A 23,849-nucleotide genomic window follows, 5' to 3' on the forward strand; every position below is an offset into this window, starting at 1 on the left:
GTTCGGGGGCTACCCGCAATTGGTAAGTCGAGCCAGGACCCCAACTATGAAAAGCTCGTGACATGACGATCGCATTTCCGAACAGGGCCAGAAGCTATGACGCTAAGGCCAAACATATCCGCTTCCTCGGGCATGACGGCATGTTCGAAGTCCGATTCTTCGTGGAAATCGATGTCCTGACGAATGGGCTTCTTTCTGCCGGGGAGTCGGAACGCGATTATCTCAATGCATTCGACAATTTGCGAAGCAGAGTTTTGGACGTGGCGAAACGGGTTTATGCCTCAAAACGGAAGAATTCGATTGTCCTGAAATTGGCAGATTTTCACTAGCGTATCGTTCTTGGGCTGCGATTCCGAAGGATTCTTATCAAGATCACTTTGGACCAGACCATCGGCGTATCCAGTATCTCGAAGCACGCGGCTGCAGGGTTAGAAACGGTCCATACATTTTTGCAGGAGAACCAGGATGGAATCGCGCTTTTGCAAAAGAGTGATGGCTACTGCCATGATTGTCGGATTGGCCCTATCTATTCTCTATGGATTAAGCGGTTCTCACAAACCGCCCGCGTCAACAACTCCCGCTGCAACCGACATCGCGAAATAGTCGCCTCTGCAGGCCCTCCACGCTGCTTCTAGGCCCAATTGCAATAGAATACGAGCATTCTCACAAATGCTTTCGCAACGGCCCTTATCAAGCCGTCGTATAACGACGGGAACTGATATTGAAAAAGAAAACGGCAAACGCGGAAAGCTGAAGGGCCGGAGCCAAGGCCTGTGGGAATGCCGGGCATGGCGCTGCAGCCAACCCATATCCACCCCAAAGCAGAGAAGCTCGTGCGTGGGATCACGGCTATCTCGATCGACAAAATCTCAATGCGAACCGGGATGGAGATTTGTCTCGCAAACGCGCAACCCCGCACCTTCCTCGAGCGCTCTGACTGTCAACCAAAGTGCGTGCCGCAGCAGCACGTGTCGAGATCGCAAGTCTGCCGTTCATTTACAATGGTCCCGCCACTCGGCGAGACCTATATTGAGATCCGGGGATATTGAGCACACAGCCCATCATGCTTTCAAATGAGGCGATCTTCGTCTTCCGCCACCACCGGCGAATGACCATCGGCAGCTTTTGTCTTGGGTTTTTTCACGTCCGCCGCAGGCGCCTGGATTTGCGTAGAGCGCTTGTCGTCGGCGTCCTTCGGCAACGGTTGCGGGTCGGGTTTCTTTTCGAAGCGGATCATCGTGATTCTCTCTCTCTCTCTTTATGGTTGTTGAGGTTCCGTCGCTAGCCACATTGGCTCTATGGGACGGGTGTTGGTTTCAGTATCCCATGCCGCTCATGTCACTATTTCCGTTCGTTGTAGCGACATCCCTTGTCGGGATATCGGTGATCATTGCTTCAGCTGTGATGAGAAGTGCTGCGATCGAGCCAGCATCCTGCAGGGCGGTACGGACAACTTTAGCGGGGTCGACGATGCCAGCCATGACCATATCGACATAGGTTTCCGTCTGCGCATCGAAGCCTTGATTGTACTCGGTGCTATCGGCGAGCCTGCCTATGACGAGCGAGCCCTCGACACCTGCATTGTCGGCAATCTGGCGGATGGGCGCTTCAAGCGCCCGCAGCACGATCGAGATGCCGGCTGTTATGTCTGCATTTTCGCCAGTCAGTCCTGTCAGCACCGACCGCGCTCGCAACAGCGCCACGCCTCCGCCGGGCACGATGCCTTCCTCGACCGCCGCGCGGGTGGCATTCAAAGCATCATCGATACGATCCTTCTTTTCCTTGACCTCGATCTCGGTCACACCGCCGACGCGGATCACGGCGACGCCGCCTGCAAGCTTGGCCAAGCGCTCCTGCAGCTTTTCCTTGTCGTAATCGCTGGTCGTATCTTCGATCTGCATTTTGATCTGTTGGATACGCGCCTGGATCGTCACCTTCTCGCCCAAGCCGTCGATAATGGTGGTCGTGTCCTTGTCGATCAAGACGCGCTTTGCACGTCCCAGCATCTCGATGGTGACATTTTCGAGCCTGATGCCGAGATCTTCTGAGATCACCTGACCGGCAGTCAAAACGGCAATATCCTCCAGCATCGCCTTGCGGCGGTCGCCAAATCCGGGAGCCTTGACTGCCGCAACTTTCAGGCCACCACGCAGCTTGTTGACGACCAAGGTCGCAAGCGCTTCGCCTTCCACGTCTTCCGAGATGATCAGCAACGGCTGACCGCTTTGCACCACGGCCTCAAGGATCGGCAGCATCGCCTGCAGATTGCCAAGCTTCTTCTCGTGCAGGAGGATGTAGGGCTCCTCGAGCTCCACACACATCTTCTCGGCATTGGTGACGAAGTACGGCGACAGATAGCCGCGATCGAACTGCATGCCCTCGACGACGTCGAGTTCGGTTTCTGCTGCCCTCGCTTCCTCAACCGTAATGACACCCTGATTACCGACCTTGTCCATCGCCCTGGCGATTATCTCGCCAATGCTCGCGTCGCTATTGGCAGCAATCGTGCCGACCTGCGCGACCTCACTGGAGGACTGCACCTTTTTGGCACGCGCCTTGATTTCCTTGACCACGGCGGCTACGGCAAGATCGATGCCACGCTTGAGATCCATGGGGTTCATGCCGACGGCGACGAGTTTCACACCCTCACGCAGGATGGAAGCAGCAAGTACCGTTGCTGTCGTTGTACCGTCACCGGCAAGGTCATTGGTCTTGGAAGCGACTTCACGCACCATCTGTGCGCCCATATTCTCGAACTTGTCGGCTAGCTCAATTTCCCTCGCGACGGTGACGCCATCCTTGGTGATACGCGGCGCGCCATAGGCACTGGCAATCACGACGTTGCGGCCCTTGGGACCGAGCGTGACTTTGACGGCGTTGTTGAGCAGCTCGACGCCGCGTAGCATGCGATCGCGCGCATCGGCGGAGAATCTGATTTCTTTGGCAGACATGATATTCGTCCAGTTCGGTCATAGGATTGGAGAATTGGAAATCGGGCCGTCAGGCGACCTTTTGGGCGTCTGCGTCGGTCTTTCCGACGATGCCCATGATGTCGGCTTCCTTCATGACGAGGAGTTCCTCGCCATCGATCTTGATCTCGGTTCCGGACCATTTTCCGAACAGGATCGTGTCGCCGGTCTTGACGTCAGGCGGGATCAACACGCCGGCTTCGTTGCGTATGCCAGGACCAACGGCAATCACTTCGCCTTCCTGCGGCTTTTCCTTGGCGGTGTCTGGAATAATGATCCCGCCCTTGGATTTGAAATCACCTTCGGCGCGTCGGATAACGACGCGATCGTGGAGTGGACGGAATTTCATAGGGGTTCTTTCTGCAGCCGGTGCATAGGGCGGCTGGTATTCTCATATAGCACTTGTGGCACTCGGTTGATAGGAGTGCTAAGAATTATTACCGATCATAAGGATCATTGAAAAATATAAGTTCAGAAATAAATTGGAAATCTTGATTCAATCTGGGTGTAAAATCAGAGTTTTATCGCAGTTAATCCATATTTTTATTTTATTGATTCTGGAATTTTTTTCCACCTATTCACAATATCATCTTAATTGGCATTCACAAATCCAGAACACGGATGCTTCGAACGTCGCGCAACGTTTAGGTCGGAAGCCACCTGCTGAACAGCATCTCCTTTGGCGCCATCTGTGTATGAACTTGGCTGTGGCCAAAAACTGCCGCTCAACAGGACGATAAACATTGCCTCATCCCCGGCAGGCCTTCGAAAGACGCTTTCAGCTGGTTCTGATCAAGCCGTCGCATTATGACGACGATGGATATGTGATCCGCTGGTGGCGGGCCATGATCCCGTCGAATTCCCTTGCCGCGATCTATGGCATCGCAAGCGATTGCGTCGAGCGCCAGGTGCTCGGGCCGGATATCGACATTGACATCACGGTCATCGATGAAACCAATACCCGCGTCAATGTTTCGGCACTCATCGACAAATTTCGCCGCAACGCCAATTTCGGCATGGTTGCCCTCGTTGGCGTCCAATCCAATCAGTATCCTCGTGCACTCGACATAGCCAAGCCTTTCCGTGAGGCGAAGATCCAGGTTTCCATCGGCGGGTTTCATGTTTCGGGCTGTCTGTCGATGCTCGACGGACAAGCCGTGGGGCTCGACGCCTGCCGCGACATGGGCATTTCCATGTTTGCCGGCGAAGTAGAAGGCCGGCTCGATCGCTTGCTTCAGGATGCTGCGTCAAATCGGTTGGAACCTCTCTACAATTTCATGAACGACTTGCCTGGCATCGGCGGAACGCCCGTTCCTTTCCTGCCTAAAGACAATATCCACGGTACCCTTGGTCTGAGCACGAGCTTTGACGCGGGAAGAGGCTGCCCATACCAATGCTCCTTCTGCACCATCATCAACGTCCAGGGGCGTAAGTCCCGATTCCGTTCCGCCGACGACGTCGAAAAGCTGGTGCGGATGAACTGGGCGCAGGGCATCCACAAATTCTTCATCACAGATGACAATTTCGCCCGCAACAAGGACTGGGAGGCCATCTTTGATCGCTTGATCGAGCTTAAGGAAAGGGATGGTGTTCCGCTCGGCCTGATGATCCAGGTCGATACGCTTTGCCACAAGATCCCGAACTTCATCGAAAAATCCAAACGTGCCGGTGTGACCCGCGTTTTCATCGGGCTCGAGAACGTCAATCCGGACAATCTTGCCGCCGCCAAAAAGAACCAGAACAAGATCACCGAATATCGCAAGATGCTGCTCGCCTGGAAGGCGCAAGGCATCATGACGCTGGCCGGCTATATTCTAGGCTTCCCGGCGGATACGCCTGAAACGATCCGGCGCGATATCGCCATCATTCAGGAAGAGCTACCGCTCGATGTGATCGAGTTCTTCATTTTGACGCCACTGCCCGGCTCGGAGGATCATCAGACGCTGTGGAAGACGGGCGTTGCGATGGAGCCCGACCTCAACATCTACGATGTCGAGCATGTTTGTACCGCTCATCCGAAAATGAACAAGCAGGAATGGGAAGACATCTATCACGAAGCGTGGTCGCTCTACTATTCGCCGGAGCACATGAAGACGCTACTGCGCCGGGCGATTGCGACCGGCGTGCCGCTGGCGAGCCTCGTCAAGATGCTGGTCTCCTTTGCCACAACCGTTCCATTGGAGAACGTTCATCCGTTGCAAAGCGGTCTATTGCGGTTGAAGCACCCCTCGGAGCGGCGTCCTGCCATGCGACGGGAACATGCCGTTCTTTTCTGGCCCCGCTTTGCCTGGCAAACTTTTGCCAAGCATGTGAACTTGGCGGGCACCATCGCAAGGTTGGCACTATCGGCCTATTTCATCGCAAGAGACCCGGCTTCTAAGACCTATATGGACAAGGCCCTGACGCCTGTCGCCAATGATGACGATGAAAAGCTTGATCTCTTCACCAAGACGGATGGCGGTACCGCTGCGGTCAACCACGTGAAGAGGATTGCCAGGCTCACACGCGCCAGTTCGGCTGCCTGATTGCCGCTGTTGAATGAGATCCTGATCCGACTGTGAAATACGTCCGCTGGGGCTCTGTCCCAAGTCGAGCAAAAAGCGCAGTTCGCGAACTGCAAGAATCTCTTGGATAAGCGACGTTTCGCATGGATGCGATCTAAACTAAAATTCGAATTGGTGGATTGCAGCTTCGAGTCCTGTCAAGACCACCCATTGCGCCGTGCGGCATATCCAATGGCTTCAAAGCCTTAGGGTCTGAAATCGTTGCGCGGCGTGGAAAGCCGTCGGCAATCGCGAAGCCCCATTCCGCAATCTGCGTCAGGAGAACGAGGATTGGGTTCTTGCTCTCAAGCAGTCCCATTCGTTGTTTTGTCACGCCCATCGAGCGTTTGCCTGCTCAATGAGAATTTTCGCAGCATCCCACGCCCTTGTTGCCACGGTCGGATCGCGAAAGGCACGAGCATCGATCGTCGCGCCATCAAGCAGAATCATGAGGATTGACGCGGTGCGTGCCGCTGCTTGCTCTGGCAAAAGGGACGTCAGTATGTCGCCCATCCATGAGGTCATTGTCGTCTTATACCGAATGGCGATCATCGAGATCTTCGGATAGTCGGTTCCAAATTCCGCGAGTGCACGCTCGAAAAGGCAGCCGGCAAATTCCGGAGTGGCAAACCACGCCTCGTGCCACGCAAAAATAGCTCTCAACTGTTCCATTGCCGAAGCAGCGGGCTCAACGGATGCACGAAGACTATATCGATCGAGGGATACGGAGCCGGAGGACAAGGGAAGGTGTCTTACAACCTTTCCCAATGACCTGCCCGTCAACGTCGTTGGCCCGTAGCAATTTCTGATTCTCAGCGACCGGCGAACCTGGCTGAGCTTCATCTTGCCAATACGATGACGGCGGCAACATTGTGCTTGAAAGACGTGGCGGTACTTGGCGTTGTTCGGAGAGCCACTCAATTAGAGTATGACAGCCAAACCATCGGTGCAACAATGCCGATGACGAAGATTAAATTGGGACTGCTGGTATGTCGTCCCAGAAAATTGCGCTGCGGCAATAGCGGGTCCTCGCACTGCGCAGTAAGAGGCAATGCGAGGATTCCGCTCTCAAAGATGCTTTCTCGAAATCGTGGCGATAAAGGCTCGCAGGTCGCTCAACATCAGCTCCGGCTGCTCCCAGGCGGCGAAATGGCCGCCTCTCGGCATGTCGGTCCAGTGCACGATATTGTAGGTCTTTTCCGCAAAGGAGCGCGGTGGTGGCAAGAACACGGGGTCGGGGAAGGCTGCGACACCTGTCGGCACCGTGATATACGTACCGGCGGGAAACCTGTCCGACTTCTCCAGGCGCTTGCCGTGGTAAATCCAGGTCGCAGTGACAACCGACGACGGCCCGAGGTAGAGCATGATACTGGTGAGTAATTCCTCCTCCGAGAATTTGCTCCAAATGTCCGGATTGCCATCGGCGGTCGTCGGCAAATCAGACCATTTGCCAAGCTTTTCGAGGATCCATGCGGCTGCCCCGACCGGGCTATCGGCCATTGCCACGCCAAGCGTCTGCGGCCGCGTTTCCTGCTCGTGATTGTACCCGCTTTCCCAATCGGTAAGCACGTCTCGCTTGGCGACGAAGTCCTTCTCCTGTACGGTCGTCGGAGCGGCATCCTCTGCGTTGAGATTGACCATGTTCATGTGAATGCCATGCAACGCGTCGGGAAAATCATGCGCCGTCCACGCCGCAATACCATGGCCCCAATCACCTCCTTGTATGATGTAGCGCGACTGCCCGAATAGCCGGGTCATCAGTCCGTGCATAAGTGCAGCGGCTCGTCGCGGGCCGATGACGCCCGTGATCGGCTTGGAGAAAGCAAAGCCTGGAAGCGAAGGAACGACGACGCTGTGACCATCGGCTGCCAAGGGCTCCAGCAAACGCTCAAACTCAAGATAAGAGCCTGGCCAGCCGTGCATGAGAAGAAGAGGAGGCTTGGTGCCATCACCCTTCATATGGACGAAATGAATATGCTCGCCATCGATGTCGGTTATGAAGTTGGGGAGCAGATTGAGACGCCGTTCGACCGCGCGCCAATCGTAGCTGTCTCGCCAGTAGGCAACAAGCCGCTTGAGGTCATTGATCCCAACGCCTGACCTCCAGCCGCCCGTATCGGGAAGCTGGCTCCAATCGTAGGCCTCAACTTTCGCCTTGATGGTTGCGAGCCGTTCGTCGGCTATGTGGATCGTGTAGGGCGAAACCATAGTCTGCTCCTCTGGTGCATTATGAAATTCCGTGTCAGCTGCCACTTGCGGCGGTGGCGATTTCTTGGCGACACAATGGGAAATAGTATTGCATTCTATTCTGCAAAGATGGAGTTTCGATTATTGATGTGTACCCCCAAAATGCGCTGATATCTTTTGCGCAAAACGCACAAGTGAGTGTTCATGGATCTAGCTGGCGACCTGGAGGTCTTCACGCTCGTTGCCGACGAAGGCAGCTTCTCGGCTGCTGGCCGGAAATTAAAGCTTGCGCCGTCCTCCGTTGCGCGGGTCATCGACCGGATTGAAGCCCGGCTTGGTGTTCGCTTGCTGCTCAGGACGACGCGATCATTGGTTCTGACGCCGGAAGGGGTCGCCTATCTATCCTCCACGCGGCGGATTCTTGCGGAGCTGCGGGAAACCGAGCAGTCGATTGCCGACCAGAATTCGCCCAAAGGACGCCTGCGGGTGAGCATTTCACAATTGTTCGGCCGAATGTTCGTGGTGCCGCTCCTCGGCGAGTTCGTCCAGAAATATCCAGACATCCTGCTCGAAGTCATATCGACCGACACTGTCGTTGATATCGCAGCCGGCGAGGCAGATGTTGCGGTACGGCTGGGCCCATTACCCGATGGGCCCCTGACCGCCCGCAAACTCGGCATGACCCACAAAGTGATCGTTGCAGCTCCGCGCTATCTCGCACGACGAGGTACGCCGATAGTTCCTGAGGACCTGCTCGACCACGACTGCATCGGCTTCACCTTCAAGCGAGCGGCTCCGAACTGGCCCTTCCGCAAGGACGGTCGCGACTACTCGCTGCAGATCAAAGGCAGTGTGGAGACGAATAACGGGGAAACCCAAGGTCAGCTCGCCGTTGAAGGAATTGGAATTGCACGGGTTTGCGCCGAGACCGTAGCTGACGCGATGAAGGAGGGTACACTCGTGCCGCTCCTTGAAGAATTCAATCCGGGCGATGGTGAGGAGGTTCATGCCGTGTTCGTCGCAGGAGCATATACGCCTCGGCGGATCCGCTGCTTCGTCGATTACCTTGTCGAGCGACTATCGCATCAGCAAGCACGGCTGTGATGGCTGATGCGCTGCAAAAGCACTGTCGAGCTATTGATTTACCCGAACCGGACTTATCAATCGGGCAGTAAGCTTCGCCCGAGCGGGATTCCGAGTTCGAGATCTCTAATATCGAGAAGTGGCTGGGTCACGGTTTGCGCGTCAGTTTATTTGGAAAGAGTGGCAAGATTCCAAAATCGACCAGAAAGGCCAATAGGAAGTTGCGATCGTAAGCGGTGTCTGCTGCGAGTATCTGACTGGACGGCAGGAGCGCGAGCAATTTGGTTGCAACCGAGGCATCGCACCCTGACTCACCGTTACCTCGATTGCAACGGGACGGCCGCGGCCATCGACAACAGCATGAATTTTTGTCGATCCGCTACCCTTTCCGCGGCCAGCCGAGCGATGCGTCTTGGCAGTCGTTCTATCGATCAGATGTTCCTGCCTCGCCACTTGCGGCAAAATCGGACGAAAGCAGGCTCGCCGCCCAGTCGGCAAACGCCCTGACCGCCGGCGACAGGTGGCGCGCTGAAGGAAAGAGAATTGATATCGGTACGGGCGCAGGGCTGAAATCCTCCAGAACTTCGACGAGTTCGCCACGGGCGAAGTAGGGCTTGGCTGCGAAATCAGCAACGCGAATTAGACCTCGCCCCTCAAGGCCGCACTGGATGTAGGCGAGCGTGTCGTTAAACGAGAGTGTGCTGGACAGAGAGACTTCCGTATCGAGACCGTCTTCGCAAAATTCCCAACGCTCAATGAAACTCGCGCCACCCTTGAAATATCCGACAATGTCATGGCCCATCAAGGCACGCGGTTTTGCCGGTAACCCCTTACGCTCTAGATAGCTTGACGTTGCGCAGACGACCCACCGAAACTCTCCTATTCGACGCCCGATCAGACTGGAATCCTCAAGCGGCCCGGTGCGAATAACGCAATCCACGGCCTCCCGTATCAGATCGACGCGCCGATCGGATATTCCAATCGCAAGACTGATTGCAGGATAACGTCTGGTAAAATTGCCCAGCGACGGGATCAGCAATGTCGTTGCGACGGTATTTGGCATATCCACCCGAAGCTTGCCGATTGGCGACTGTCCCTTCCCGTTTAGCGCGTTCTCAAACTCGAGAAGTTCATCGAGAGTGTTCTTGCAGTATTCATAATAGCTTCGCCCCTCTTCGGTCAGCGCCGAGTGCCGAGCAGAACGGTGCATGAGACGTATCCCAACACTTTCTTCCAAATGCTTTAGCGTCATGCTGATGGTGGACTTGCGTACTGACAGGGTCTCAGCTGCCTTTGAGAGTGATCCGGCCTCAACCACCCGCACGAAGGTCTCCATTGCCTTGAATTTGTCCACGTCGGCTTCACTCCCGATGGTTCATTTTTTTTGAACTTCATATTCCATTTTTGCTGTGTTGTTCAATCAGGGCGGCATCAATAGCTATAGGCCATCGACAATTTCAGTTGGAAAGGCAATGATCGTGACTGAAGTTTTGCGTTGGGATAACGAGGCGCCGCAGGACGACTGGCGCGCCTGGTTGAGCGTTGCAGCTGTCGCGTTTAGCGGCACGGTATTCTGTATTACCGAATTTCTACCCGTAGGCCTTATCCGGTATGTTAGCGCTGACCTGGGCGTTTCGGATGGGATGACCGGGCTTATGGTAACAGCGCCAGGCATCATGGCGGCAATTGCAGCGCCCATGGTGACGCTTTTCAGCGGTAAAACAGACCGCCGGTTGATCATGCTGCTTTTAGGGCTTCTCCTTATTTGCTCTAATATTGTCGCTGCAACCGCTTCCAGATTTGAGATCCTTGTTGTTGGCAGGATACTATTTGGTGTCGGATTGGGTGGCTTTTGGGCTGTCGGTACAGGCATTGCCGGAAAGTTGGTATCGCCGGCGGCTGTCAGTAAGGCTACGTCGATCATCTTCACATCGATCTCTGTCGGCTTGCTTGTTGGAGGCCCAGCGGGAACGCTGATCAGTGAGATGGTCGGTTGGAGGTATGCCTTCGGTCTGACGGCCATCGCTTCCGTGATATGCTTTTGCACGTTGATATTCAGCCTGCCTTCACTCAAAGTAGACAAGCGAGTATCCGTCGGCGACTTCCTGGCAATCTTTCAAAGCCGAAACGGAAAGATTGGTATCATCGCCATGTTTCTCGTTATTGTGGGCCACTTTTGTGCCTACACATACGTGACCGCTTTCCTTGCATCTGTATCCGGTTTTAATGGCAACGAGATTGCCCTGATCCTGCTCATTTATACTTTAATCGGCATGGTCGGGAATTTTGCCGCCGGCTTCACCTCCAACCGCCATCTGGCCGCAACGCTGACGATTGGAATCAGTCTTCTGGTTGTCTCGGTTGGCATGTTGCCGATCTTCGGTTCGCTTGCTTCAGTCACCATTGGATTGCTGGCAATATGGGGCCTTGCCTACGGCATCATACCGCTTGCTATACAGCAGTGGATGGTCAGAGCAGCTCCAGGTGCACAGGAAGGGGGAACAGCTCTCTTTGTCACAAATTTTCAGACGTCCATCGCTGCAGGCTCACTTTTGGGTGGCTATTTGGTCGACTCGCTCGGGATATCATCGGCCTTGGTTGCAGGGGGATTCTGCGCGCTCGGTTCCGTTACCGCGCTGTTGCTTTTCAGAAGGCCTTGGCCGGCAATGTGAGGTGCCGAAGCAAGAACCGTGGCCCATGCGGCGACAACTCGCCGTATGGTAGCGCTCACCGATGCCCGAAGGGCAAACAGGTAGCATCTTTGAGCCATCTGACAAACCGATCGTTCGCTTGCCCGGCTCAGCAGGATCATGACGTCAAGCGGAGCGAAGTCAGCTTTGGGTTTTCTTATCTCGGTTTGACGGCCGCAGCAGCGCTATGAATTACGACCTAGTGGCTCGCCAACTTCAACAATTGATCAGCGTTGCGATGAGTGATTTTCGCTAGTGTATCGGCATCAACGGGAAGTTTTTCAAGAAAGTCGAGCCCGCGTTTAGATGATCCGAAAGGATAGTCCACGGAATATAGAAGTCTGTCTGGTCCGAACGCGTCAAGGGCTGCCAAGAAGGAGGGCATGAAAAAGAAGCCGCTGGTGCTAATCCAGACATGTCGCCGAAGAATCTCGCTCGGCAATCCAGCAAAGCCCGCAAAATCATGAAATTGTTGATCTAGACGGGACATCATGACTTGGAGCCCTTCACCCAAGTGCCCAATGATGATCTTCAGTTTTGGGTGGCGCTCGAAAGCCCCCGCGAGCAGAAGCCGCAGGACATGTGTTGCTGTATCAGCATGCCACCCCCAGCCGGAAACGGACATCCAGAAGCCCAAGTCTCCGGGCAGCCCGCCATAAAGGGCATCGCGCGCCGGCTTGGGCGATGGCGCTGGATGAAGATATAGGGGAACGTCGAGCTGCTCGGCACGACTTAGAAGGGGTTCGAATATCCGATCATCAAGATAGCGGCCGTTGGTCGCGCCGCTAACCAAGCCACCTCTCATGCCGAGTTCCTTCACGCTTCTATCCAGCTCCTCGGCTGAAGCGATTGGGTCGGTGAGAGGCAGATGTGCCAGCCCAGCATATCGAGAGGGGTGAGAGGCAACTCGATTCGCTATAGCGTCATTGACGTCCCTTGCCCATGGAACCGCTCGGTGAGGGGGGAGCAGGTCCGCTCCTGAGCTTGGGTAGGAGAGGACTTGGACTGTTAATCCACCTTCATCCATAATGCTTAATCTGTCATCGGTATCGCTCATTTGGTCTACCATACTGGCAGGTCCAAACTGTGCATCGCGCCCGAGATAACCCCTCTCAATAAAAGCTTGCGCGGGTAACCGTCGAACAAGATCTGCAAAAAATACATGCTCTTCCACCCCGACTATCCGGGACAAGGCGGATTGCCTATCGGTCATGTTCCAATACCTTTGTTCGGTGTCACAACGATCGGTGAGGTTGACAAGTTTCATTTCGAACGCTGCCACTTGCCTTGGCACGCTTCCCAAGGTCGCCAAACAGGTTCCAGCAGCTCGTCCCAAACGAACATATCTTTGAGCCATATTGTTGTCAAGACAACGTTGTTATGACAACAATATTGTCGGAATTTGACTAGGCCAAATTCGTATGAGTCCTACCGACTACGGATGGGCAAGCAGTTCTTGTGCATTGGTCTTCAACACATCGAGCAATCGGTCGACATCATCCAAACGAAGGCCCTGCAGCAAACGGCCCTGTCTCGCCCAAGCCAAGGGCGTCACCTGCGCTACCAGGTTCTGACCTTCGCAGGTAAGGGACAGCAATCCCATCCGGCTATCGGTAGGATGGTTATCGCGGGCAATTAGACCGCGTTGGATAAGTTCTTTCACCGATCTGCTCACCCACGCCTTATCAATCTTAGCTCGGCGGCTGAGTTCACCGATAGTCAAAGGCTGTTCTTCGCAAAGAACCGCCAACGCTCTGAGCTCAGCATTGCTGATGCCAAATTCCTTTTCGAAGACGAGCGCGGCGCCGCGGCTAATCAAGTCGGCAAGATGGATCAAGCGGAACGCAACCAAATCGGTCAAGGCTACGGCATTGGTGGTGTTAGCTTTATCGTCTTTTGGTGTCACGTTCGCCTCCTTATGCTCCCGATTCTGTCGCCTTCGGAAAACCGAATTGACAATCATCGAATCTGAACGAGCTCGCTTATGCATTTATCAGTCGCTGGCGGGCGTCGCAAACGAGCCAGCCAACAGACCAATCGACCGTTGCAGATCGCAACGAGCCGTTCCGGCGCCTCATGCGCAAAACGCCCGCAAAATCATCAATGGTTGCCACCCGCACCGCGGTCTGTATATCCCGTGACGATACGCAGAGCTCGGCAGATAATGGCACTCCTGCTTGCATCTTAACCTTGCAAAATTGAGGAAAGCGGCTTCACGCGAACGTTGCGCAGGCTTGTTCGAGAAAATGCTTGAAAGCTGCCGTCAAGAGGCTGTCTTTGCGGTATACTAGCATTGTTTGGGCAATCCCTGCACCCTCTGGAAGGGCGTGAATCGAAACACGCCCAGCCTCCTGCAGAGGCGCCGCGACAGCACGCGGAAGCATAGACATCCCCATCCCCGCTTCGATGCAGCCTAAAATTCCGTCGAGTGTACCAAACTCCATCTTGGGGACATGCATTAGGCCATGGGTCACGAGAAAGCTCTCCAAGCGCTGACGATACGTGCACCCGGTCCTGAACACCAGCACGCGCACCTCGCGCTTGCTCGCAAGCATGGCCACGACTTCGTTATAAGTTTGAACCTTTGCTTCAGAGACAAGAACCAGCTCTTCCTTCAGCACGGGAACGGCGACCAGATCGTCCTGATTGACTGGACCCGACACAAAGGCACCCTCGACCCGGCGATCGAGGACAGCCGTCAGGAGCGCCTCGGTCGGTCCCAGTTCCAGATCGATATTCACTTCGGCGCAAGCGCTCGCATAAGAGGCGAGCAGCTTGGGCAGCCGCAGGCCCGCGGTCGTTTCCATGGAGCCCAGGCGTAGGGTGCCGCGCGGAATCTCATCGGAAAGAACCGCCTGTTCAGCGTCAGATAAAAGCCGAGCGACCTGCCTGGCATACGGCAGAAGTCGCTGGCCAGCTTTCGTCAGGCTGACGCCGCGACTCTCGCGATAAAATAGCGGGGTATGCAACGATTGTTCGAGAGCACGGATGCGCCCCGTGACATTCGATTGCACGGTATTGAGCGCCGCCGCCGCCCGGGTGATCCCGCCGGCCTCGGCGACCGCTGCAAAAAACATCAAGTCTGCGCTGTTCATGTCATCTCCATTACAGATGGGTGGCATCTAAACTAACCATTATTATAGATCGCTCGCTTGGGCTAGAAAAAAGTCATGGCGCTTGGCCAAAGCAAAACGTCCGAGAACGAGGAGAAAATCATGGCATTGCAAACGCGACTGACGAGGGCCTTCGGGATCAGGCACCCGATTGTATTGGCACCTATGGACCCAGCCTCAGGGGGAGAGTTGGCTGCCGCCGTGAGCGCTGCAGGTGGTCTCGGTCTGATTGGCGGCGGCTATGGCGACCGGGAGATTCTTGAGGCCGAATTCGCGAAGGCCGGCAATGAGCGTGTTGGCTACGGATTCATTACTTGGTCGATGGCGAAGAACCCGGTGCTGTTGGATCTCGCACTTGCGCACAAGCCGGCAGCTATGATGCTGTCGTTCGCCGACCCGCGGCCGTTCGCTGAGAAGATCCACGCTGCCGGCGTTCCGCTGATTTGTCAGGTGCACAACCTGGAGCATGCCCGCATCGCGCTGGCCGCCGGTGCTGCTGTGCTTGTCGCACAGGGCACAGACGCCGGTGGACACGGGTTGACCACCCGCGGCACAATCTCCTTTGTGCCGAACGTCGTGGATCTCGTAGCACGAGAGCGACCGGAGGTACTGGTTCTTGCCGCTGGCGGCATCGCGGACGGTCGCGGCATCGCTGCTGCCTTGATGCTCGGAGCGGATGGTGTTCTGCTCGGGACCCGTTTTTGGGCAACGCAAGAGGCGCTTATTCACCCGGCCGCCAAAGCTCGCGTGGTCGCCGCAACCGGCGACGAGACAGTGAGAACCTCCGTCTACGACATCGTCCGGAACCGCATCTGGCCACGTGGCTACAACGGCAGGCTGATGCGCAACGCATTTATCGAGACCTGGCTTGGCAGAGAGAATGAGCTAAGAGCGCGGGTCGATGCGGAGCGCAAGGCTGTCGAGGCGGCCGATGACAGCGGCGATTACGATGTATCCAACGTGACCGTGGGAGAGGCTATTGGCCTTATCCAGGATCTGCCGCCGGCCGGCGAGCTTGTACAGCGTCTCGTCACTCAGGCCGAGGCACGGCTTGCCAGCGTGACACGGAGCGTCATCACCAACTAACCCCAACAATTGGAGAAAACCTATGCCTCTACTTCGCTTCGATATTATAGAGGGCCGCACCCCTCACGAATTGCGGGCGCTGCTCGATGCAGCACACGACGCCGTATTGGAAGCATTCGGAGTTCCGCCCGGCGATCGTTACCAGATCGTGCATGAGCATCCGGCCGCGCACTTGATCGTGGAAGATACCGGGTTGGGTATCTCCCGAACCGACAAGCGCGTGGTTCTCCAGGTGACATCGATGCCGCGCAAACCGGACATGAAACAGAAGTTCTATCGGTTGCTTTGCGAGAAGCTGAAGGACCGTTGCGGGATCGAGGACTCCGACGTCGTTGTCTCTATGGTTACCAATAGCGGCGAAGACTGGTCGTTCGGACACGGGCGCGCGCAGTTTCTGACCGGAGAATTGTAGAAGCCACGGCCGCTTGGCGCAGAAGGTCCAGCCCTCTCGGTTTCTGAAAGACCAACTACGAGATAACAACGCGGCTTTAACCCTCGATCCTCCTCGAGGACGCGACAAGTGGCGCGCATATCACTCGCAGCAAAGCTAAGAGCCGCTGGCCTGAACAATCAACGCTGCCCATCCAGGGCACAACATTCAAGGTAGGAATTATCATGACAGTACAAGCTTCCATACCATATCGGTCCTTCAATCCCAACGATGGCAAGCTCCTCAGAGAGTTCGACCAGATCACCGATGCGGAGCTTGAAAATAAGCTTGCCGCGGCAAACAAGGCTTTCCGCACTTGGCGGACCGTACCCTTCGCAGAAAAGGCTGCAATGATGTCACGCGCCGCCGCGATCCTCCGCGCGCAGGAAGATCGGTTTGCGTCGCTGGTCACCCGGGAGATGGGGAAACTGCTGGTCGAGAGCCGCGGCGAAGTGCAGCTCAGCGCCGACATCCTCGATTACTACGCCGACAATGCCGAGCGGATGATGGTGCCGGAGCCGATCGCGACTCCGCAGGGGGAGGCTTTCATAGAAAGTGACCCCATCGGTGTCCTGCTCGGTGTCGAGCCATGGAACTTCCCCTACTACCAGCTCGCCCGGTTTGCGGCACCGAATATCATGGCCGGCAATGTGGTCATGGTGAAACATGCCGAGTCCGTCCCGCAATGCGCTGTCGCCTTCGAGGAGCTCTTCGCAGAGGCAGGAGCGCCAGCCGGCATATACAGTAATATATTCGCCTCCTTCGATCAGGTGGCTTCATTGATCGACGATCCACGGATCAGGGGCGTCGCGTTGACTGGCAGCGAGCGCGCCGGCTCTGTGGTCGCGGCCCAGGCGGCCAAGAAGTTGAAAAAATCGACCATGGAACTGGGTGGCAGCGATGCCTTCGTGATCCTTGAAGACGCGGATCCCGCCGAGACCCTGAAATGGGCTCTCTGGGGCAAGATGAACAATGGCGGCCAATGTTGCGTTGCCGCAAAGCGGTTCATTGTCGTCGAAAGCCGTTACGACGAGTTTGTCGAAAAGTTCACCGCCAGCATGGCGGCCCTAAAGATGGGCGACCCGACGGACCCTGGGACGACACTTGCCCCCATGTCGTCCGAGAAGGCTGTCTTGACCCTTGCGGATCAAGTCGGGCGCGCGGTCGCCGCCGGTGCCACATTGAGATTGGGTGGAAACCGGGCCGAACGTCCGGGCTACTTCTTCGAAGCCACGGTTCTGACCGAAATCGCCCCGGGCAATCCTGCCTATTACGAGGAGCTGTTCGGGCCGGTCGCCCTGATATTTCGCGTCAAGGACGAAGCTGCCGCCATCGAACTGGCGAATGACTCGCCGTTCGGTCTCGGCGGGTCTGTTTTTACGACTGACATCGCAAGAGGCAAACGGGTCGCAAGCCAGATTGATACCGGTATGGTCTTCATCAATCATCCGACCTGGACAGCACCGGAACTCCCATTTGGCGGGGTCAAGAACTCAGGCTATGGCCGCGAGCTTTCAGGCCTCGGCATTCAGGAGTTTCTAAACAAGAAGCTTATCAGAGTGGCCACGCCAAATAGTGCTTACTGAACTCCGGCTCTTTGGCAGATGGCAGCAATAATTGCTCCTTCCTGTCAAAGAGCCACATCGATGCCCAGGCACTCGCTCTGTGACATCAACATGCAGCGATACTCGATCTATTTGTCAGTATCGCGCTGGCGATGATGCCGAAGAGGTGATCGACGCGCGGCGCGAACGAGGGTTGGTCGCCAAGCCATCCGAGCGCCGCGATCAGGGCGAAAAGGTCCGCTCCGTCCATGTCGGTTCGCGCGATTCCCTCGGCTTGGGCACGGAAAAGCAAGCGTGTGCCTGCTGACCGCATTGTAGTGCAGGAGGCATGAAGAGCGGAGTCCGGATCCGCAATGGCTGCAGCCATTAGATCCACCACGCCACTATAACTCCGCACGAATGCCACCCCGTCGCGACACCAGGATATGAGCGCTTCATCAGGCGAGCTCGACGTTTCGAGCTCGCCTGCCTTTTGCGTCAATTCGCCAAGCGTCGCGTGGAGCAATGCTTCCAGCAAAGCATCTCGTGTGGGGAAATGACGGTAGAGGGTGGCGAGCCCGACATCAGCTCTACGGGCAATATCGCGCAATGATGCGTCAGCACCATGCTCGCTTATAACCGTGCGTGCGACCGAGAGCAGGTGATTGTAATTTTTACTCGCATCGGCTCGCATATATCCCTCTTGAAAAACGTAGCAGTGCTCCACATATACGGAGCACTGCTACGTTATACAGCCTATTGACGCTGAAGAATAGAGAAGTGACGGGCTGACGGCGTGTGGCCGCATGAGTGCGGCAGCGCCGATGTGCCGGATCCAGAACAATGAGAAGGAGCAGTTATGGGAAAGCTTAATGGCAAGGTCGCCGTAATCACCGGTGGATCAAGCGGTATGGCGCTTGCAAGCGCTAAGTTGTTTGTCGAGGAGGGAGCCTACGTCTTCATCACGGGCCGGAGGCAGGAAGCTTTGGATGAGGCCGTCGGGCTCATCGGCCGGAATGTGACCGGCGTACAGGGCGACGCCGCCAATCTGGACGACCTCGACCGCCTATTCGAGACGGTCAAGCGGGAAAAGGGCAACATCGATGTGCTGTTCGCGAGCGCTGGCGTCGGCGGGGAAGCTCGCAGGCTCGGTGCGATCACCGAAAAGGACTTTGATACGATCTTCGGTCTGAACACGCGGGGCACATTGTTCACAGTTCAAAAAGCACTCCCTTTGTTCAACGATGGCGGGTCGATCATCATGACCGGATCGATCGCCTCGATAAAGGGCTGGCCCGATTATAGCGTTTATTCGGCGAGCAAGGCTGCACTGCGCTCTTTTGCCCGGACATGGCTCAACGAATTGAGGGATCGACACATCCGGGTAAACGTGCTGAGCCCGGGCCAGATCGCAACGCCGATTCAGGACCAGATGTTCGACGCTGAAACCAAGCGGCAATTCGAAGCGCTGATCCCACGGGGGAAGATGGGTCGCCCGGAAGAAATCGCGACGGTGGCTCTGTTTCTTGCGTCGGGCGACTCGAGCTATGTCAATGGCGTGGAATTGTCCGTCGACGGTGGCACTTCGGCAATTTGAAATCGCTCCGAGAAAAAGCAATGTGGAACGGCGTATTTTGGCAAAGGAAATCCTAGAGCCGTCGTTCCCATTTTAGCGAGCCTGGCCGAGCGCAGCGCACGGTGTCGTTTGTCACTTGATTGTAAGAATACGGCCGTTTCGGCGAGCTTTGGCACTTAATGCGGGATTCTTTGAAGTGAATTTCTTGGCCTAACGCCTTCAGATTCGGTGGTGACCCTAACCGAGTTCATCAAGGATGATGAAGTCGAGACCTGTGAGGTAGTCCGCCGTCCGACTTTGCTTGCCGCATCGCTGATCCGAGTGAGCCAGCCGAGCCACCGATAATGCGCTCCACGGTCCGAATGGACGATTGTCCCGCCTTCGGCATCGGTAACTGTCTCGATGGCGGCGTCCAGCATCGTGTTGACTAATCCCACATCAGGTTGCGTTCCAATTCCTGTAGGGGCCGAAAAACATCCATGACCAAAGCGTGTTGAGCACAAGCTGCGCGGAGAACAAGACAAGTGCTGTCGATCGGCGCGCCAGATTGGCGGGCAGGTTCCATATTCGCCAACTAGAATAGGCCATCAGCGCGCAGAGCAACGTCCACATTGGCCCAAAGATCCAATTCGAAGGATTGAAATTGGCTTTGGCGAGGTTCGCCTAGCAGTTGGCCAGATTGGGGAAGGTTGCCCATTGGCCGAGCAGTAGTGCCGCAGCGACCGGCACTATTGCCAGGGCCACATTGATCCAGGGGTTCGATCGGTTTTCGGTATTGGACGAGATTGCTTTCCTTGCTCAGTTTTCGCGAGTTTGTAACTCGCTATGTTGTCCACCGCGAAGCGGTGCGTCTGCGAGATCAATAATGTGCTGCTGAATTCAGGTGCTTGCTTAAACTCGGCCTTTCTTTTTAATCTGAAAATCTCATACGAGACTCTTTTTGAATTGGATCTCGTGATCCAACCGTTTTGGCGTGCCGTATAAGGGTCATGAATGTTTCAGCACTGCAAACTGACCGCTCAAAAAGATCATCTCGCCAAGTCGCGTTTGCCGGGAGGCGGGCGGTGAAGAGGCTATCGGGCCGCGACAACCTGTCATCCGATGACGCAAACCAGCTTGTTCTCGCCATCGCGCAGAGACAGGATCGAACAGCTTTTGCTGAGCTGTTCAATCTGGCCGCCCCGAAAGTTAAGTCCTACATGATGCGGACCGGCTCGGCACCGGAACTTGCAGAAGAGATAGCGCAGGAAGCCATGCTGCTAGTCTGGCGTAAGGCATCCTACTTCGACCCTGCTCGTGCCAGTGCCGCAACATGGATCTTTACCATCGCTCGAAATCTGCGCATCGATCTCCAGCGCAAGCAGAAATCATCGAAGCTTTCAGGGGCTGATCCGAGCAGTTTTCAAGAAGTCGAGCTAACGCCCGAGGAACTCCTTTTCGTCAGGGTGGACGAGGAAAGGATAAGGACCGCGATGCATGCTCTCAGCCCGGAGCAGGAAACGATCCTGAGATTGTCGTTTTTCTGCGATAGCCCGCATTCGGAGATTGCGAAGGAGCTTGACCTGCCGCTTGGCACCGTAAAATCACGCATAAGGCGAGCGCTGGTCAGGCTGAAGACCATGCTTGAAGAGACACTATGACTGCAACTCATCACCCCAGTGATCAAACGCTTTTGCGCTATGCAGCTGGCAACTTGCCGGCCGGGCCTGCGCTCGTAGTTGCAGCCCATGTTGGCGGTTGTCCCGCCTGCCGAAGGAAGGTTGCGAATTTCGAGGCGGTCGGAGGAGCGTTCCTGGCGCGGCTCGAACCGGAAGAGCTTTCTCCGGGAGCCCTCAACCGTGCACTCGCGAAACTGGAGACAGACGATCAAAAGATCAGCGTGGGCGCAACGCGACCGGGTGATGCCTCGATGGGCGGCATTGTCCTTCCAAGGGTACTCAGCCATTGCGGCATCGGGCCATGGCGGTCTGTCGGTCCGGGCGTCAAGCTCAGTCGAATCACGGTACCTTATGCACCTGAAGCGAATGTCATTCTGCTCAAGGTCAAAGCAAACAAGCATATGCCTGCCCATGGACACTCTGATCTAGAGGTCACCCAGGTGTTGTCCGGATCCTTTTCGGATGGTGGTAACAGGTATATTCCAGGTGACTTCGTCGAAGGCGACAATGAGACAGATCACAGCCCGATCATCGGTAGCGAGGGCGAATGCATTTCCCTCGCAGCGATCGAAGGCCGAATCCACTTCCGTGGCTTTATTGGGAGATTGCTGCAGCCGTTCGTCGGAATTTGAGCCAATTCCAAATGCTGGCTCTGAAATATATCGGTCCCGAAATTGCCGGAGGGCCTGCGACGTTGCTCTTCAATCCTTTGCCTGGCTATCGATTGGGGGCGCGGCTTACGTCACTGTTTCCCTCTAAAGGAATGGCTCTAATCTGTGCCATTCATTATCGCTCAGGTCGCCTCTCGTAATTGGAACCACGCCGCTTGGCCCTCGCGTCGGCCATGGAAGTGTCTGCGACAACTTTCCGATCGCGATCATCATCCGCCAACTCGATAAATATGAAACCGGCATCAGCTTTCCATGACGCTGTCCTCTCAAGAGAACGATCCGGGCGGCTGAGAACGGCGCGCCTCCGCCTCCTGCAACGATATCAACCGCTGCGTCGCCTCGTCCCAGAGAATGAGTTTCACGCAGCCAAGGCTATCGCGCAGGCCGATGCGGCCGAGCTTCGCCAGTTCGGGGTAGTCACGCAGTACTTCAGGCAATCTGTAAAACGGCACGCGGCTGGAGAGATGATGGAGGTGGTGCATGCCGATATTGGCGGTGATCCAGCGCAACGGGCGCGGTAGATCATAATGCGAGGCGCCATGCATGGCCGCATAGGGGAAAGACCATTCTGGAGGCTTGGCCCAATGAGTATCCTCAAACTGATGCTGGACATAGAACAGCCACACGCCGCCCGAGCCGGCAAGCAGGATGATTGGCAGGTGAACAAGCAAGAACGGCGCGATACCAAAAATCCAAACCAGGGCAATTGCTATAGCCGCTGCGACTGCGTTGGTTGTCATGGTTGAAATCCAGGGCAGCGCACCAGCTCGCATCATGCCGAAAGGCAATCTCTGCTTGAATAAGAAAAGAAATGCGGGGCCGATACCGAACATCACCAAGGGGTGCCTGTAGAGCCGGTAGCCGAGTTTTCCTCGACGCGTGAGCGCGCGATATTCGGCGACAGTGAGGGTCGTGATGTCACCGACACCCCTTTCATCGAGATTGCCGGCTGAAGCATGATGTTCGGCATGGGCGCGACGCCAGTAGTCATAGGGCGTCAATGTAAGAACGCCAATCACGCGGCCGGTCCAGTCATCCCATCGCCGCACTCCGAAGAATGAACCATGGCCGCAATCATGCTGCAGCATGAACAGGCGCAAAAGAAAGCCTGCTGCCGGAACGATGAGGATCAAGCCGAGCCAATAGCCATAATGCACGGCAGCCCAAGCTGCAGCCCAAAAGAATAAAAACGGGATCAATGTCACGGCCAGCTCGTAAAGGCTTCGACCTATGACGGGCTTGCGATAGTTCGAGAGAATCTTGAGCCAAGCTTTCTCAGTTTCACCGCCGGGGTGGTCGGCCAAGAGTATCGCGTTCATAGTCGATGGGTGCCTTTCTCTTCGGCAGCGCAGCGGAAGAAATGTTCGGCGTGTTGATAGTCGTTTTCCGCACCGATGTGATCACCGGCGGCGATTTTCGAAGCCGCGGCCTGAAGGTGCCGTTTGTATCGATCCAGCATATGTTGTCTCGAGGCTGTTACACGTGCCGCGTTACGGGCCATGCTTTTTCTGCTCATAGGAATTTCCAATCCTTTGGGAGCGATCCCTGATTGCTTTGATAACTGGTGTCTAATCGATCTACTCCAAGACGCTTCAGCGGAAGTGTGCCGTGTTGGGAGCGATTGCGTGCGTAGGGCGGAGCAACGGCGTTGGAGCCGTGAATTTACGCTATTCTGGATATGTTTTATAGGATCCGCGCAGCGAGAATACTCGGCCGCGGCTATTCGAAATCGCTGACTGGAAGCTTCGAGCATGCCTCGGCGACGGGGACAGTTGCTCGCATCTTTGATGGGTAACGTACTCACCCGCCGTTAGTTCCTATGCCAACATTGTGGTGATATCGGGTCCAGAACGCAATTACGGCCGCGCTCTGAGACGCGGGCTTTAGAGCGCCGCCGCCGGAGCCTCCGATAGAAAGTCAACTGCGCCCAACTACGATGTCGCTGTGAGCACTGACTTAGGATGCGTCTAGATAAGAATCCTCATTTCGGCCGGGATGCCAAGCGTATCTCGGCCGTTCCCAGCACTTATCGAATGATAGACACTCGCCCACCCGATTTGAGCTGAGTTATCGCTGATAAGATTTACTCTGGAAACGCAGCCACGGTGAAATCGCTGTGCTGTCAATTCCGGCCCCGAGTAGTTCCGTTATGGTGCTAACAGACAGTCGTTCCAGTATGCTCGGACGGCGGTGACCTCCAGTCATTTTACCCGAAATCTCGGGCGTTTTCTGCCAAACTGCAGCGGAGACACAGCGCCGATGTTGACACCGGCTTTTGCACGGTTGAAAACAAAAGCAT

The 23,849-nt window shown here is 55.8% G+C and carries 22 protein-coding genes; 10 read left to right on the forward strand and 12 right to left on the reverse strand.

Annotated features, from left to right (window positions below):
- Positions 1–62 precede the first annotated feature (62 nt).
- Complete coding sequence (locus BSK43_RS15600; protein WP_077472276.1) at positions 63–329, forward strand: DUF1488 domain-containing protein; 267 nt, start codon at positions 63–65, stop codon at positions 327–329.
- Positions 330–1,069: 740 nt separating this feature from the next.
- Here the strand turns inward: BSK43_RS15600 and BSK43_RS35105 are convergent.
- The 3 genes from BSK43_RS35105 to BSK43_RS15610 form a co-directional block, all read right to left on the reverse strand.
- Positions 1,070–1,237: a hypothetical protein gene (locus tag BSK43_RS35105; RefSeq protein ID WP_169055407.1), complete on the reverse strand. Its 168-nt coding sequence runs from the start codon at positions 1,235–1,237 to the stop codon at positions 1,070–1,072.
- 79 nt (positions 1,238–1,316) lie between these two features.
- Positions 1,317–2,951 (reverse strand): chaperonin GroEL, encoded by a 1,635-nt coding sequence (gene groL / locus BSK43_RS15605; protein WP_077472274.1) that lies wholly within the window; start codon positions 2,949–2,951, stop codon positions 1,317–1,319.
- Positions 2,952–3,000: 49 nt separating this feature from the next.
- Positions 3,001–3,318 carry a co-chaperone GroES gene (locus BSK43_RS15610; RefSeq protein WP_077472273.1) on the reverse strand — a complete coding sequence of 106 codons (318 nt, stop codon included), beginning with the start codon at positions 3,316–3,318 and terminating at the stop codon, positions 3,001–3,003.
- Between the two features lie 394 nt (positions 3,319–3,712).
- On the opposite strand from BSK43_RS15610, the gene BSK43_RS15615 reads away from it, so the two are divergent.
- A complete protein-coding gene (locus tag BSK43_RS15615; protein WP_077472272.1) occupies positions 3,713–5,494 on the forward strand; it encodes a radical SAM protein in 1,782 nt (593 codons plus the stop codon).
- A 348-nt stretch (positions 5,495–5,842) separates the two neighbouring features.
- Here the strand turns inward: BSK43_RS15615 and BSK43_RS15620 are convergent, their stop codons facing one another.
- Positions 5,843–6,175 carry a hypothetical protein gene (locus tag BSK43_RS15620; RefSeq protein ID WP_136686975.1) on the reverse strand — a complete coding sequence of 111 codons (333 nt, stop codon included), beginning with the start codon at positions 6,173–6,175 and terminating at the stop codon, positions 5,843–5,845.
- Between the two features lie 405 nt (positions 6,176–6,580).
- Positions 6,581–7,720, reverse strand: a complete 1,140-nt coding sequence (locus tag BSK43_RS15625; RefSeq protein ID WP_077472269.1) for an epoxide hydrolase family protein — start codon at positions 7,718–7,720, stop codon at positions 6,581–6,583.
- 183 nt (positions 7,721–7,903) lie between these two features.
- Here BSK43_RS15625 and BSK43_RS15630 point away from each other — a divergent pair, with 183 nt between their 5' ends.
- Positions 7,904–8,803: a LysR substrate-binding domain-containing protein gene (locus BSK43_RS15630; RefSeq protein WP_077472268.1), complete on the forward strand. Its 900-nt coding sequence runs from the start codon at positions 7,904–7,906 to the stop codon at positions 8,801–8,803.
- Positions 8,804–9,206: 403 nt separating this feature from the next.
- Here the strand turns inward: BSK43_RS15630 and BSK43_RS15635 are convergent, their stop codons facing one another.
- A complete protein-coding gene (locus BSK43_RS15635; RefSeq protein ID WP_077472267.1) occupies positions 9,207–10,136 on the reverse strand; it encodes a LysR family transcriptional regulator in 930 nt (309 codons plus the stop codon).
- 118 nt (positions 10,137–10,254) lie between these two features.
- Between BSK43_RS15635 and BSK43_RS15640 the strand changes: the two genes are divergently transcribed.
- A complete protein-coding gene (locus BSK43_RS15640) occupies positions 10,255–11,454 on the forward strand; it encodes an MFS transporter (protein ID WP_077472266.1) in 1,200 nt (399 codons plus the stop codon).
- Positions 11,455–11,671: 217 nt separating this feature from the next.
- Here BSK43_RS15640 and BSK43_RS15645 read toward each other — a convergent pair whose 3' ends face one another.
- From BSK43_RS15645 to BSK43_RS15655, 3 genes are all read right to left on the reverse strand, one after another.
- Positions 11,672–12,829 (reverse strand): amidohydrolase family protein, encoded by a 1,158-nt coding sequence (locus tag BSK43_RS15645; RefSeq protein ID WP_077472265.1) that lies wholly within the window; start codon positions 12,827–12,829, stop codon positions 11,672–11,674.
- Between the two features lie 78 nt (positions 12,830–12,907).
- Entirely contained in the window at positions 12,908–13,378 is a 471-nt protein-coding gene (locus tag BSK43_RS15650) for a MarR family transcriptional regulator (RefSeq protein WP_169055409.1), read from the reverse strand.
- 307 nt (positions 13,379–13,685) lie between these two features.
- Positions 13,686–14,567, reverse strand: coding sequence for a LysR family transcriptional regulator (locus BSK43_RS15655; RefSeq protein ID WP_077472263.1), 882 nt, complete (start codon positions 14,565–14,567; stop codon positions 13,686–13,688).
- 120 nt (positions 14,568–14,687) lie between these two features.
- Between BSK43_RS15655 and BSK43_RS15660 the strand changes: the two genes are divergently transcribed.
- The 3 genes from BSK43_RS15660 (at position 14,688) to BSK43_RS15670 (ending at position 17,687) form a co-directional block, all read left to right on the forward strand.
- Positions 14,688–15,671, forward strand: a complete 984-nt coding sequence (locus tag BSK43_RS15660; RefSeq protein WP_077472352.1) for a nitronate monooxygenase — start codon at positions 14,688–14,690, stop codon at positions 15,669–15,671.
- A 22-nt stretch (positions 15,672–15,693) separates the two neighbouring features.
- Entirely contained in the window at positions 15,694–16,083 is a 390-nt protein-coding gene (locus tag BSK43_RS15665) for a tautomerase family protein (RefSeq protein ID WP_077472262.1), read from the forward strand.
- Positions 16,084–16,286: 203 nt separating this feature from the next.
- Positions 16,287–17,687, forward strand: a complete 1,401-nt coding sequence (locus tag BSK43_RS15670) for an NAD-dependent succinate-semialdehyde dehydrogenase (RefSeq protein ID WP_077472261.1) — start codon at positions 16,287–16,289, stop codon at positions 17,685–17,687.
- 85 nt (positions 17,688–17,772) lie between these two features.
- Here BSK43_RS15670 and BSK43_RS15675 read toward each other — a convergent pair whose 3' ends face one another.
- Complete coding sequence (locus BSK43_RS15675; protein ID WP_077472260.1) at positions 17,773–18,339, reverse strand: TetR/AcrR family transcriptional regulator; 567 nt, start codon at positions 18,337–18,339, stop codon at positions 17,773–17,775.
- Between the two features lie 165 nt (positions 18,340–18,504).
- On the opposite strand from BSK43_RS15675, the gene BSK43_RS15680 reads away from it, so the two are divergent.
- From BSK43_RS15680 to BSK43_RS15700, 3 genes are all read left to right on the forward strand, one after another.
- Positions 18,505–19,242, forward strand: a complete 738-nt coding sequence (locus BSK43_RS15680; protein ID WP_077472259.1) for an SDR family oxidoreductase — start codon at positions 18,505–18,507, stop codon at positions 19,240–19,242.
- Between the two features lie 1,043 nt (positions 19,243–20,285).
- Positions 20,286–20,861, forward strand: coding sequence for a sigma-70 family RNA polymerase sigma factor (locus tag BSK43_RS15695; RefSeq protein WP_246662590.1), 576 nt, complete (start codon positions 20,286–20,288; stop codon positions 20,859–20,861).
- Positions 20,858–21,511, forward strand: coding sequence for a ChrR family anti-sigma-E factor (locus BSK43_RS15700; protein ID WP_077472255.1), 654 nt, complete (start codon positions 20,858–20,860; stop codon positions 21,509–21,511). Before BSK43_RS15695 ends, BSK43_RS15700 begins: the two co-directional genes overlap by 4 nt.
- Positions 21,512–21,816: 305 nt before the next feature.
- On the opposite strand, the gene BSK43_RS15705 is transcribed toward BSK43_RS15700, so the two are convergent.
- Positions 21,817–22,869 carry a fatty acid desaturase gene (locus tag BSK43_RS15705; protein WP_077472254.1) on the reverse strand — a complete coding sequence of 351 codons (1,053 nt, stop codon included), beginning with the start codon at positions 22,867–22,869 and terminating at the stop codon, positions 21,817–21,819.
- Positions 22,866–23,066: a DUF4167 domain-containing protein gene (locus BSK43_RS35110; RefSeq protein WP_169055410.1), complete on the reverse strand. Its 201-nt coding sequence runs from the start codon at positions 23,064–23,066 to the stop codon at positions 22,866–22,868. The genes BSK43_RS15705 and BSK43_RS35110 overlap by 4 nt, the downstream gene beginning before the upstream one ends.
- Between the last annotated feature and the right edge of the window lie 783 nt (positions 23,067–23,849).

It is taken from the genome of Rhizobium sp. P44RR-XXIV (assembly GCF_001999485.2).
Lineage (GTDB): Bacteria > Pseudomonadota > Alphaproteobacteria > Rhizobiales > Rhizobiaceae > Rhizobium.